The organism is Actinomadura montaniterrae, assembly GCF_008923365.1.
Classification (GTDB): domain Bacteria; phylum Actinomycetota; class Actinomycetes; order Streptosporangiales; family Streptosporangiaceae; genus Spirillospora; species Spirillospora montaniterrae.
The window spans coordinates 103,564-116,169 of sequence record NZ_WBMR01000003.1; the positions used below are offsets into that span (position 1 = coordinate 103,564).

Below are 12,606 nucleotides of genomic sequence, written 5' to 3' on the forward strand. Positions count from 1 at the left end.
TCGACCACGCACCATCGTCTCCCGCCACAGCGTGTCGATCACCTCGACACCGATCGGGGCCTCTCCAGCGCCCGGTTCCGGATCGGGCATGTCGACTAGCTCGAACACTTCCAGGCTACCGAATCGTCCACCGAGGCCCTGCTGCGCCGGTTCACCTCCGGGCCCACCCAACCGGCCTACGCGGCGATGATGGAGGTCGGCCGCGCCCAACGCACGATCTTCCTGGCTCGCTCGGCTCCGACACCGCGATCTCCAGCGGGAGACCGAGTCCGGGCTGAACGTGGCGGAGAACTACAACGGCGTCGACGACTGCATCAAGTTCGGCGAGCGCGGCGGGCTCGCCTCCAACCGGCGCGAGGAGCTCAGGATGCTGTGCCTGCACATCCTCCAGTCCTGCCTCGGCTTCATCAACACCCTGATGATCCAAGACACCCTCGTCCTGCCGGAGTGGAGGACGTCCTCACCGACGTCGACCGGCACGCCCTCACCCGCTGTTCCACACCAACATGACCGCCTACGGGGAGATCCAGCTCCGCACCGACCGCCGCCTGGACATCACCGAACTGCCCACCCCATCATCGGCGTCCGGCTACGTGGTGGAGCGCCGACGGTAGGCGCCTGCTGGCACGCCCGCCCGCAGAAGAGAGCCTAAGGGCGACCCGTGCTCTGCTTGCCCTCGGCAGCCACGGCTCGATCAGCGCCGGCTCATTAGAACCAGCGCAAATAGGCGTGCATAGCCGTACCCCGGATACAGCACGGGCTTAGGCCTGTCGATCACGAAAATGTGACGCTCTGTAATCGTTCGGGTACCGGTAGAACCTACGTGAAATGTGTACGCACCCTGATTGGTAGCGTGCACGATGCGGCCGCATATCGACGAGCCGGCCCCGCTACCGATGGGCATTCACCCGAAGGACATGGAAGATACGGATACGGCAACTGACCGGTTGCACCATCGCGCCCGAACAGCCCCCTCGCGCTGCTGGCGGCGTACCGCGTTGGCGGTTCCGCCACTTGCGGTGCTCGCATGTGCACTGTTCGGTGCGATCATTTCGCTGTCGAATAGCTACACCCACCACGAATCGCAGGCATGCCATTGGATGCCGCTGCCGTGGACCATTTGGGCCACCAGCTATGGCGGGCTCTTGGCGGCGCTGGGGGCCGTGGTGCTGTGGATTGCCCTGTGGTGGTATGCGCGGGCACGCGGCTGGGATCAAGACGCCACGTGGCAGGGCCGACTGGCCAGCGGATTCGCGATGTTGGGCGGGTTGGCCGTGCTCGTGCTCATCGGCGCTGTGGTCCTCACACATCTCGAGTCGGCCGAGATCACTGCCAGGCTGGGCCAGCCGATGTGCGAGGGGTTCGGACTCCAGATGCCGTAGCAGCGTCATGCAGCCTTTGGAGTCACGCAGCTGGGGGCCGTTACCGGCGGCGTTCGGGGCGGGTGTCCCAGCGGTAGTGGGTCCATGCCCGTCCAATCAGGCTACGAACGGTGATGATCGTGTCAGCGAGGTCGAAGAACGTGTCGATGACGATCGCGTGGCGTTCGTAGCAGCGGGGGCAGGCGGGTGAAGGCGCTGCCAGGCGTAGGTGCGCTCGACGTGCCACCTCCGGCCGGGTTGGATGGGGACTTTGTCGCCTTTGCAGGCTATCTGCCCGCGCAGGCCACGCTCACCGAGCGTGGTGCGGGTCTTGCCGGAGTCATAGCCGGCGTCCAGGTGCACAGTGACCTCCTCGGGGAGCGGACCGAGGTCGTCAAGCAGGTCGAGGGTGGGTTCCAGCAAAGGAGAATCGTGGCGGTTGGCTCCTGCCAGGACCCGTCCAAGCGGAACGCCGTACACGTCGGTCATGTTAGAACGCTTCACACCCAGCTTGCCACGGTCGGCCGGGGACCGGTCGGCGGCTTCGCCTCCGCCGGGTGCCTTGGTGATGGTTCCGTCAACGGCGATCTGATCCAAACGAGCCCGATGACCCGGTCGTAAGCGGCCAGGGCGATCTGCTTGAGCTGGGCGAATATGCCCAGGGTGATCCACTCGTCGCGGCGGTTGCGGATGGTGTGGCCGAGCAGGTGTCATCGGCGGTGGCCTCATACGAGCAGCCGAACCGCAGCACCTGAATCAGCCTGTCGAACACGACCCGGTCGTTGATCCGCCGCCGGTGACAGCCCAGCGGTGGGCGGGATCATAGATCGCACGCTTGGGCAGCAGGACCTCGAGCTCGACCCACAGCGGTTCGCCGAGCCAGGATCGGAGGACAGGCGCGGATGACCTCTTCCTTGATCACGAAGCGTAGGCAACTTGGTGATCACGCGGCTCCGTGCCTGCGTTACTTCCACTCCCGACCCGATAGCCAATCTGCGCGAGTTCTTAGTCACATCACCAGATGCCGCATCAACAGATCATCGGCGACAACAGTCCCCACAAAAGCCCGTCAGGACGAGAGAGCGGCCCCAACTTCCTGTCGAGATTCCCTCACCTCCCGTGTGACAAGCTGGCCGGTATGGACGTCGAACGGCTCCGGGTCACGGTGTACCGGATCTTCGCGGGTACGGGGCGTGCGCCGAGCACCGAGGACCTCATCCGAGAGCTGGATGCGCCGCGGTCACAGGTGGATGAGGGCCTGCGCGTTGGCCGCCGCCCGCCATCTGGCTCTGGACGCACACGGCTCGATCACCATGGCCCACCCGTTCTCAGCGGTGCCCCTCGGATTCTCCGTCATGGGAGCGACCACTCTGTGGTGGGGCGGCTGCGCATGGGACTCCTTCGCCCTCCCCCACCTGCTCGACGACGCCAACCCCGCACTGGTAGCCACACGCTGCCCGGCCTGCGACACCCCGCACGTCTGGAATGTCACCCGGCAAGCACCTCCGCCCGGAGACCAGGTGGCACACTTCCTGGTCCCCGCCGCCCACATGTGGGACGACGTCGTCCACACCTGCGGACACCAGCGCATCTTCTGCTCGCAATCCTGCGTCGACGCCTGGCTGAAACGAACAGGCAACCCACCCGGCTACGTCCTTGACCTCCCCACCCTGTGGCGGCTCGCCTCACGCTGGTACGAGGGCCGCCTCGACCACGGCTACATCCGCCGTGAACCCGCCGCCGCCGCCGACTATCTGCGCTCCGTCGGACTCACCGGCCCCTTCTGGGGCACCTGACCACCCGCCAGGCGAACAGTCCGACGCGGTACGGACCTGCCAGAAAGTCACGATCGGATCGCCGACTACGCCGCGGCGCTGAAGCGAGCGCCGCTGGACGGCGACACTCGCCGCGCCTACGACTCCCCGGGTGCGGACCTTCCTAGCCTGGCTGGAGACCAGCGCTCTGGACGACGCCCACGACCGCGACTTCGCCGTCCGCGACTACAAGACCCACTTGAAGACCGTCTTGCGCCCGGGCCTCGAGCACCGTCAACGCCCACCTCACCGCCCTAAACCACTTCCTCACCCAACTCGGACTCGGGCCCCGTGATCCGCCGCGACGACGCTCCCAAGCTCGCCCTCGCGCCCTGGACGCCCGCCAGCAGAAGCAGCAAGCGATGTCTAGTCCCACGAGATGCTTGACGTTCTAGTCCCAGGACATGCTTGACGGATGTCCTAGGTTTCACGGGGTGGCCTTGCGGGGCCGGTGGGCTTTGATACTGCGGACGGGCTGGGTGCTGGTCCGCCGGACCGTCCCGCACGTCATCGCCGCCCAGCTCGATCGACAGCGTGGTGTCGGCGACGTGGGTGGTGATGACCTGGCCAGCGTGCAGGCGGCCGAGGGAGATCTTCGGTCCGGCGACCATGACGACGCCGGTGTTGCTGGCCCGGCGTTGCACAGTGACCGGTTCGGTTCGGGGGCGTGGCGGCGGCCCGGCCCAGCGCGGACCGCGCAGTGCCCGGACCTGCTCGGGTGTGAACGTGTTGGGTCGGGTGCGCAGCGGCTCACGGGTCTGCAAGTCGAGGAACATCAGCGTGGCGGGTTCGATGCGGATGCCGATCCGGCGGCCTCGCAGGATCTCCGCGGCCAGGACCATCCGGCCGCCCAGGCCGACGTTGCCGTCCCTTGTTGACGGTCCGGTCGACCTCAACGGCGTCGCCGTCCTCGGCGGGCGGCAGCGGCGGCGGTCCGGCCTTGCGGGCGCCGCGGGCGGCCAGCGCGGTCAGGTCCGCGGTCGGCAGGTGCGATCGCACCGACTTGATCCGCGCCCCGGCCTTCAGCAGGTGAATGACGTCGGTGTCAGCCCAGAACGTCACCGTCACACCCGCTTGAGCGGGGCCGAGCCAGAACTGGCGACCGGCCACGAACATGTTCCCGCTGGCCGGCACGGTCCGCTCGAACTCCACCGCCCCGCCATGCCGCACCCTGCCCTCTGTGACGCCTTCCGTGATCGCTGCGGCTTGGTCCGGCGAGGGTGGCTCGGCCAATTCGGGCTCGCGGGCGGGTGGGACGGCGGCCAGACGGACCGCGGCGGGCAGCCGCAACGGCAAACAACTCCTGCTCGTCCTGGGCGGTGCGGGTGTCGAACCGGTCGACCGGACACGCCATGCCCAGCGACTGGTGAGGGCGGCGGGTGTTGTATTCGACCCCCCAGCCCGCCACCGCCGCCCGGGCCGCGTCCAGGTCATCGAACGGCACCGCATCATCCAGCAGCTCCCGCCGCAGACTCTGATGGAACCGCTCGACCTTGCCCGTCGTGGTCGGCGACCGAGGCTGCGTCAACCGATGCACGATCCCGTTGTCGCGGCAGATCCGATCGAACAACACCTCACCGCCATGCCCGAACCGGTCGGTGAACTGCTTGCCATTGTCGGTCAGCACCTCACCCGGCACCCCGAACTCGCGCAACGCCGCAGCGAACGCCAGACACACCGCCCGATACCGCTGCTCGACAACCGACAACTCCGCCAGGGCCAATCCCGGCCTCCCTGACACGCGGCGCCCGCAAACGAACACGCGACAGCCAAGCCGAACAGGCACCCGTCAAGCATGTGATGGGACAGAGGTGTCAAGCATCTCCCGGGACAGGACAGAAGCAACCAGCGACTATTGCCGAATTCCGCCCGTTTGAGATCGAGGGGCGGCGGCGCTCGGGCTGCTGCGCGGCCCCGCGCCAGACCGCCCGGCGCGTGCGGCGTGGGCGCCGGTCATCGGGCGGCCGCACCGGGCCGCGCACCGCGCCACGTCCGCCGGCCCGCCCCGACCGCTCACCGCAGGGGCACGCCGCCGCCCTGACGAGTCGACGCCGGAACCTCTAGGCTCAGATAACGAGTAGCAGAGCGTGACCGTGGTCGAACGCCATTTAAATCCGCATGGGAGGTTGCCGGAAGATCGGTTGCGGGTGCGCTACTGGGGAGCCCGTGGTTCCCCAGACCCTCCTGGAGCCGAAGGGCACTCCCGCGCGAATCTGTCTGTCACGGGGCTGAGCACCGTTCGCGCGGGAGCACCCTCCGGACAGTTCCGTTTCGACTGTTGAGGCTCGCGCGTCGATCCGTGACAGGGCCGCGCCTACCTACCGTCTTCCTCGGCTGCGGTCATGAGGACCGCTCGCAGGACAAGGCCAGCCAGCCAAAGACCGCCAGACGGGCCTGGGTGATGGTGGACCAGCCGCCGGCGGGCAGGATCTCGCGTTTGAGGCTGGCGAAGAACGCCTCGGCCAGGGCGTTGTCGGCGCTGGAACCGACCGTGCCCATCGACTGGCGTATCCCGGCCGCCGCGCGCGCCGGCGAACGCGGCTGATGCGTACTGCCCGCCGTGATCGGAGTTGGAGATCACGCCCGGGACCTCGCCGCCGCGGGTCCGCAGCGCCGCGTTCAAAGCATCGACGACCAGTTCGGCGCGCATGTGCTCGGCCATCGAATAGCCCACCACCCGGCGGGTGCCGATGTCGATCACAGTGGCCCGGAACATCCACCGACCGGCGACCGGAAGATAGGTCACATCCCCGCACCAGCGCTCATCGGCCCGGCCGATGCTGAAGTCGCGGCGCAGCAGGTCCGGCACCGCCGCTGCAGCCGGAGCGGGCACCGTAGTGCGGTAGCGGCGTCGTTGGTGACGGCCGACGATGCCGTGTTCGCGCATCACCCGCTCCACCCGTTTGCGGTTGACCATCGTGCCCGCCTCCCGCAGTTCGGCATGCACCCGCGGCGCCCCGTAGACGCCGCCCCAAGCGGCAAGCACGCCGCGGATCCGTCCGGCCAGCCGCGCATCGCCGGCGACCCGCGCAGCCCGCGCCAGAGCCGAGCCGCGCCAGCGGTCATAGCCCGAACGTGACAGGCCCAGCACCCGGCACAGCCGCTGGACGCCGAACGCGCCGCGATGATCCACGGGCGAAGCCGAAGCGGCTCACCAGCTCGTCTCTTTGGCGAAATAGGCAGCCGCCTTGCGCAGGATCTCCCGTTCCAGCTTCAGCTCAGCGACCTCCTTGCGCAGCCGCGCCTGCTCGGCGTCCTTGGCCGTCTCGACGGCCGCGCCGGGCCGCTCGGCCTCCTCGGCCTTGCGCACCCAGGTCCGCAGCGTCTCGTGATCGACGCCCAACTCCTTGGCCACCTGCGCGATCGGCCGGCCCGACGACCGGGCCAACGCCACCGCGTCAGCCCGAAACTCCGCCGGATACCTGTAGGTCCCCAACCACGACTCCCTTCCCCTGGACCACTCATGATCCACGTCTGAAGGTGTCCACGATCAAGGGGAAGACTTGTCTGCTGGTCGGGATCGAGCATGTGCCGTCCTGCGGGGGCGCGTCCATTGCGCAGGATCAGGCCTGCCGTGCCGTTCGGCGTCAGCAGTGTCGCGTGGCGGCGCATGGCGGGCCACGCTAGCACTCTGGCCTCGTCCCGGCCGCGAACATCTCCTGCAGCCTCTCCAGGTACCGCTCGCGCTGTCCCCGCCACTTCCGCGACGTCTGCCCGCGCCGCGACACCAGCAAACAGCAGGTTCCTGGCCCGCCCACTCCCGGGAACGCGGGCGGCGCCTCGATCGGCCGGACCGGCCGCTCGGGCAGCTTGTGAACGGTCCGTGTGGACCGATGCGTCGGCGGTGTCGCCGCAGTGTCGCCTTCACGCTTGAGGGCTGCCGTGTTTTCCGGCGGGCCTGTGCAGGCTCTCCTCCGGCGGAGACGGTGGCGTGAGCAGTGCACGGTCGATGGAGGCCGCAGCGATCGCTGTGGTGGTGACACGGGCCGAGTGGCCGAGGTGCCGGGAATCCACGATCGTTTCGACGGCGAGATGACGGTCGAAACCGAACAGGAACGCGTCAGACCCGACCTTGCTCAGGCTCGCGCGCACATGGGCGATGTTCACTGGGGAACCACCGTGCGGCGTCCGCTCGGTGAAGACCACGAGGGTGCGCCCCACCAGGTCACTGAAACCGGCCGCCTGCAGCCAGGTGAGGGCGCGGCTCGCGCTGGCCGCCCCCAGCGCCGTGGCGGGAGTGACGAACACCTGGGCGTGAGCGCTCGCGAGGATGGCGCGGTGGAGGTCCGACCGCAGGCCCCCGCCGCAGTCGATGACAGTGACGCCGAAGAACCGGCTGAGCGGCAGTCCCGCGGAACCGTAGACGACGGCGGCGTCGCCGTCCGATCCCCGCCTCCAGCCCGGCGAACCGGTTAGCGTCCACAGCCGCTCGCCCAGCCGCGCCAAATAGGGCTCAAGCTCCTCGAACGGCGCCGTTCCGAGGCCCGCCCGCGCCAGGTCCCTGAGGGACCGGCCGCCGGAGACACCCAGCCTGAACGGCAGCGATCCGAACTCCGGATCGAGATCCAGGGCGAGCACGCGGTCCTGCCGGTAGCGGGCGAACGCCACCGCGAGGAGAGCGGCGATGGTGCTCTTGCCGGCTCCGCCGTGGATCCCGGTTACCGCGATCCGCAGCCCCGCGATGACCGGTTGCTGGACGTAGCTCACGTGCTCGGCAAGCCGTTGCGCGTCCCCGACCGCCAGGAACGGCTTGGCAACCCCCCGTCCGAGCCGCCGCAGCAGTGATTCGCCGTGCACGTTCTTCAGAGCGAGACCATCCGGCGCCATCAGCCGAGGAGACGACGAAATCGGTGCGAGTTCGACTGTCCGCTCCGATTCGGCCCAGTTGTGATCCAATCTCCGTTCCCCTTCAGAAAGTGCCGAGCAGGCGTTCGAACGTGCCGGAGGTCCCGACCACTACCGGGCTACCGCCACCAGGGGAACAACCTCACCAGGGTGTACACGGCGGCGGTTCGCGGCGCGTCCAGGCCGAGCGGGGAGGTGAGTCCGAGCAGCGTGGACAGCACGGCGGTCGCGGTCCAGCGGGCCGCGACCGGGCTCCATCGGACGACCTGCCAGTGCGGCCCCACCACCTTCGGCGCCTCATGCACGACGGGGGCGGGCAGTATCACGTCGACTCGGTGCCTCTCCCCGACCAGGGTTCCCTTGCTCCACGTGCCCATGATGCCTCTCCGTACAGGTCACCGAGGCACAGAGCGACCGGGTGACGCGTTCGAGGTAGCCCGTCCGCAGCAGCCAGCGGAGCGTCGGCAGCGCGGGCGGCGGTTGAAACAGTCCGGCATCGACCGTGAACCGCACGCCGCCGCCCATGCTCCGGCCAGCGGCGCCGACACCGACGCCCCTCACGGCGAGCGGTTTGACGACGCGACAACCATGTAGACGGAGGGCTGATGGGTCTGGGAGGGCAATCCGCGTGGCCCGACCGCCATCCCGAACGGAAACAGCACCGACCGGCCCTTCTGCCCGAACGCGTCGACCAGCGTCTCCTTCGGCAGCGCGTAGACCACGGAGGCGCCGCCGCCTTGTGTGACCTTGCTTCGCACGTCCGCCGCCTGTGCAGCGCCCCGGCGATCGCGTCCTGGCTCGGCCTCCTTGATAATCCTCAGGCGACGGCGGAACTCGATCCGCCGCTTGGCGAACGCCCGGGGTGAGGCGAGCCGCCGGTGAGAGCACGGAGAGGGCAGTGCGGGGCGGCCTGGTCACCTTTTGTGGCCGATCACCGTGAGCAACCGTTCCAAGCGACTCGATGTCTCCCGTCACGGCGGATTGCGGCAGTATCCAAAAGACCGGACGGTCCTATCCGCACGCGGGAAGCACTCACACCTCCTTCCGGGTCCGTGGGAAACGCCGCTAGGTGGGTCCAGGGTGGTTGCCTTCTTCCCAACGGAGCGACCATCCGACACCGCCGGGATGCTCCGGTGTACGCCCTCGGCGGGCCCGACCTCCCGCATGCGAGTGGTCAAGGTTGCGCAGGTCGGCCTCGATGCCGGCGCGGGCAGACGGCCCCTTGACGTCGAGCAGCATCGTGGGCTCGAACGGAGCGACGAGGACGAGGTGGGCCATTGTTGACAGGTCCGGCACCTTCAACCCAGCGGTGGACCACCAGTTGCTTGTTCACGCGTTTCAGTGCCGCCTCGTCGCCGCCCAGGGCTCGCCCTGCGTGTCCATTTCGGTGGCGGCGCGCTCGGTGATGGCGGGCCTCCTCCTTGAAGACTGCCTCGCACAACTCCCGCTTGCCGCGGAAGTGGTAGAGCGACCTCTCGGTCATACCCGCCCCTTCGCAGACCGCGTCGAGACTCGCCGGCGCGTACCCGTCGCGGGGAACGGCACGCGAGCTGCGGAGAGGCGATCGAAAGACGGCTCGGCACGGCCTTCGCCCCCCGAGCGCCCGGCTCAGCGGAGATGAACCGCCGGATGGCTCGCGCTGGCTGCGGCGCGTCCTGTCCACCAAGCAGGGCCGGTCGCTTAACAGCGGCGGATCGGGGCCTTCGGCCCGCTGACGGGCGAGGACGTGGCCGGTGGTCTCGGCGCGCTGCGCGACGACGCAATCCGCTGACCGCCACATCTCGTGGTTGACACTTCGTCCTGCTCCGCGACTGTCATGGATGGCGGTCGGCGGACCGGGTCAGGGGCCCATCGCCGGTCACCTCACGGCCCCGACCCTGCGTTGCCCCCGTTACGCAGGGCGGAGCCGGGAAACCTGCTTCGGTCGAGCACTGGAGGAACGACAATGAGGCTACGTGCGACGGCAGGCATCGTCGCTGCCACGGGTGTCCTTTTCTCTGCCCCGACGGCCGCATTGGCCGCTGACGGCTCGGAGCCTGGATTCTCCAAGGTTGCCGGCGCCTGCGCGGAACTTACGGATCAGGGCGCCGGCTGGGCGGTGCTGCGCAACGACTGCCCGTGGAAAATCAAGGGGTCTGTCGTCCTTAGCAGCGGAGACACGCCCGCGTGCGCGCAGATCGCGCCGCAGGGCACCAACATCGTCACTTGGGAGGGGGACGAGGCTGCCGAGTACGCGATCGACTGCCCGGCCCCGGCGGCCGCTCGGCCGGCACGCTGAGGACCGGCCGGGATGGGGCAGGGCGGCCGGCGGCGAACCACGGTCCCGCCGCTCTGCCGAGGAATTGAGAGACCATGGTGAACTCCGTATGACGCCGCATCAGCCCCCTTACGGCGGGCAGCCCGTCCCGGTGCCGCAGCAGGGAGCCTACGGCTCCCCACCGTACGGACCCCCTAACAGCTGGCAACCCGCCCCCGCGCTGGGCGGTGGCCCGCCGAACCCGCCACTGCCGCCGAACAGGCGCAGGAGCGGCGCCGTTCTCGGCATCATCGGCGGCGGTGTCTGCGTAGTCCTCATAATCGTGACCCTCATCGTGCTGATCACGCTGAGGTCCGAAAGCGGGTTCCCGGACGCCAAGTCCGCCCTGACCCTGCCCGAGACGCTGGTCGACGGCCGCTTCCAGCTCGCCCAGGACCTCTCCGACTCGGAGGGGCAGAGGATCGAGGACGAGGCGGGCGCCGGATACGTCAAAATCACCGACACGGTGGTCGGCAAGTACGACCTGGGCGGCGACGAGTCCAGGGGGGCGCTGCTGCTGTCCGGCATGTACGGCCGCTTCAGCAACACTGTCATGCCGCGCGAGAACATGCTCAAGGGGGCCGGAGAGGGCGAGGGGATGACCGTGGCGGTCGGACCGAAGGTCTTCATGCAGAGCGGCTCGCCGACTGTCAGCTGCGAAGTCCTGAAGCAGGATAAGTCGGGTACGACTCTGACTTACCCTGTGTGCGCCTGGGCTGACGAGAACACGGCCGCCGCGGTCGCTTCCATCACCAGCGAGACGGCCTCCCAGGATCCTTCCAATATGGATCTGCGGTTCTACGCAAAACTCACACTCCAGGTCCGCTCCGAGGCAGTGCAGCCAATCGGATGATCGCGCACACCGGTCTACGACAGGGCGCAATGAGGCGAGGTGCAGGCGGGACGCCGCAACGCCACTGCTGGCCGGACCAAACGGCCTGCGCACAGTAGACGGCATGAGACGAGCACGACGTGTCATGGTGATCGGCGACATCGAGATCGCCCGGCTCACCTGTACCTCACTCACCCGGCAGGGCAGCACGGTCGCGCACCTTTTCCAGCCGACCGAGAACCAACTGCGCGAGGCCCTGGCCTGGGAACCGCATGCGGTCGCCGTTCTCGTCCGCGGTGACGTCGCCGCCCTCCGGTACGCGCTGCTGGTCGAGCATCTGCGTCCCCGCATCCACCTGGTGGTCATGCTTTTCGACCGGACGGTCGCCGACCAGCTTCTGAAGACCGTTCCCAACTGCCAGGTGACCTCACCGGCCGACGTCTCCGTGCCCGCGATCATCGGAGCGTGCCTCGGCAAGCCTGTTCTCGCCGTCGACGTCCACAGTTCTCCGGCCAGGGTCCTCATCGAGGACGCCGAGAGGATCACCATGGACCGCTGGCGCCCCGATCCCCGCTCGCGAAGACTGATGCGTGCGCTTTCCCGCCAGTTCCGCTCCCACGACCTGACCAGCGGGATTCTGCTCACCGGGCTCACGGGCCTGACCATTACTCTGCTATTGGAGTGGTTGCTGGCGGTCGTCGTCCTGCATCAGCCGGTGACCGTCGCCTTCTATTCCGCCACCCGTGTCGTCGCCACGGTCGGCCCCGGAGAGGCCCAGCCCGCACCGAACTGGTACCTGGTCCTGTCCGGTATCGGAATGCTGCTGACCATCGGTTACTCCGCCCTTTTCACCGCCAGCATCGTCAATCGGCTCCTGTTTCGACCGCAGTATCGACATCATCGGCGCGAGGACGCTGCCGACCCGCGACCATGTCATCGTCGTAGGGCTGGGACAGATCGGGCTTCGTCTTTGCATGGCACTGCGACACCTGCACATACCCGTCCTGGCGGTGGAACGCGATCCCTGGGCCACCAATCTGCGGCTCGCCAAGGCGGCTGGGATCCCCGTGCTGATTGCGCATGCCGAAGACCGTGCCGTGCTTGGCCGACTCTCCTTGCACCGCGCCCGGGCCTTCGCCGCCATGGGCGCCGACGACCTGGACAACGTCGAAGCCGCCATCGCGGCGCTCGCGCTGGAGCCGGACCTGCGCGTGGTGCTGCGAGCCGGAGACAACACCGTGATCAGCGAGACCAGGTCACTGTTCCCGATCGGCGACGTCTGCGACATCTCAGCCATGACGGCGGCGGCGGTCGCCGCCGCAATGCAGGGGGAATCTGCGCATTTCGTCTACCCTCACCGCGGAAAATTGAGAACCCACCCTGATGCCGACTGCGTTGCGGCGGCCCGCGATCTCGTTCGCAGATGCGATTGCTCTGACCCAATCCACCGGTGAGGGC

Annotated in this window: 12 protein-coding genes and 3 pseudogenes; 6 read left to right on the forward strand and 9 right to left on the reverse strand. The window is 68.3% G+C overall.

Annotated features, from left to right (window positions below; all coding sequences use genetic code 11):
* Positions 1-280: 280 nt before the first annotated feature.
* Positions 281-394, forward strand: a pseudogene (locus F9B16_RS53505) (hypothetical protein); the annotation flags it as partial.
* Positions 395-860: 466 nt separating this feature from the next.
* The gene (locus F9B16_RS02600) at positions 861-1,382 is read left to right on the forward strand and encodes a hypothetical protein (protein ID WP_151538170.1); all 522 of its coding nucleotides are present in this window, start codon (positions 861-863) and stop codon (positions 1,380-1,382) included.
* Positions 1,383-1,422: 40 nt separating this feature from the next.
* Here the strand turns inward: F9B16_RS02600 and F9B16_RS02605 are convergent.
* Positions 1,423-2,228 (reverse strand): annotated as a pseudogene (locus tag F9B16_RS02605) (IS5 family transposase).
* Between the two features lie 446 nt (positions 2,229-2,674).
* Here F9B16_RS02605 and merB point away from each other — a divergent pair.
* Positions 2,675-3,157, forward strand: coding sequence for an organomercurial lyase (gene merB / locus F9B16_RS02610; RefSeq protein ID WP_225991291.1), 483 nt, complete (start codon positions 2,675-2,677; stop codon positions 3,155-3,157).
* Positions 3,158-3,429: 272 nt separating this feature from the next.
* Here the strand turns inward: merB and F9B16_RS02615 are convergent, their stop codons facing one another.
* From F9B16_RS02615 to F9B16_RS02645, 7 genes and pseudogenes are all read right to left on the reverse strand, one after another.
* Positions 3,430-4,017, reverse strand: a complete 588-nt coding sequence (locus tag F9B16_RS02615) for a hypothetical protein (protein WP_151538172.1) — start codon at positions 4,015-4,017, stop codon at positions 3,430-3,432.
* Between the two features lie 433 nt (positions 4,018-4,450).
* Positions 4,451-4,859, reverse strand: a pseudogene (locus F9B16_RS54350) (integrase core domain-containing protein); the annotation flags it as partial.
* A 630-nt stretch (positions 4,860-5,489) separates the two neighbouring features.
* Positions 5,490-6,308 (reverse strand): IS3 family transposase, encoded by an 819-nt coding sequence (locus F9B16_RS02625; RefSeq protein ID WP_151538174.1) that lies wholly within the window; start codon positions 6,306-6,308, stop codon positions 5,490-5,492.
* A gap of 18 nt (positions 6,309-6,326) precedes the next feature.
* Entirely contained in the window at positions 6,327-6,611 is a 285-nt protein-coding gene (locus F9B16_RS02630; RefSeq protein WP_192808584.1) for a transposase, read from the reverse strand.
* Between the two features lie 428 nt (positions 6,612-7,039).
* On the reverse strand, positions 7,040-8,071 hold the full coding sequence (locus tag F9B16_RS02635; protein ID WP_151538176.1) for a nucleotide-binding protein: 1,032 nt from the start codon (positions 8,069-8,071) through the stop codon (positions 7,040-7,042).
* A gap of 68 nt (positions 8,072-8,139) precedes the next feature.
* A complete protein-coding gene (locus F9B16_RS02640; protein WP_151538177.1) occupies positions 8,140-8,397 on the reverse strand; it encodes a hypothetical protein in 258 nt (85 codons plus the stop codon).
* A 180-nt stretch (positions 8,398-8,577) separates the two neighbouring features.
* Positions 8,578-8,778, reverse strand: a complete 201-nt coding sequence (locus F9B16_RS02645; RefSeq protein ID WP_151538178.1) for a hypothetical protein — start codon at positions 8,776-8,778, stop codon at positions 8,578-8,580.
* Between the two features lie 1,187 nt (positions 8,779-9,965).
* On the opposite strand from F9B16_RS02645, the gene F9B16_RS02655 reads away from it, so the two are divergent.
* Both F9B16_RS02655 and F9B16_RS02660 read left to right on the forward strand, forming a co-directional pair.
* Entirely contained in the window at positions 9,966-10,298 is a 333-nt protein-coding gene (locus tag F9B16_RS02655; protein WP_151538180.1) for a hypothetical protein, read from the forward strand.
* 301 nt (positions 10,299-10,599) lie between these two features.
* Entirely contained in the window at positions 10,600-11,169 is a 570-nt protein-coding gene (locus F9B16_RS02660) for a hypothetical protein (RefSeq protein WP_225991286.1), read from the forward strand.
* Positions 11,170-11,335: 166 nt separating this feature from the next.
* Here F9B16_RS02660 and F9B16_RS50640 read toward each other — a convergent pair whose 3' ends face one another.
* Positions 11,336-11,485, reverse strand: a complete 150-nt coding sequence (locus tag F9B16_RS50640) for a hypothetical protein (RefSeq protein ID WP_192808585.1) — start codon at positions 11,483-11,485, stop codon at positions 11,336-11,338.
* A 598-nt stretch (positions 11,486-12,083) separates the two neighbouring features.
* On the opposite strand from F9B16_RS50640, the gene F9B16_RS02665 reads away from it, so the two are divergent.
* On the forward strand, positions 12,084-12,602 hold the full coding sequence (locus tag F9B16_RS02665; protein WP_264159680.1) for an NAD-binding protein: 519 nt from the start codon (positions 12,084-12,086) through the stop codon (positions 12,600-12,602).
* Positions 12,603-12,606: the final 4 nt, after the last annotated feature.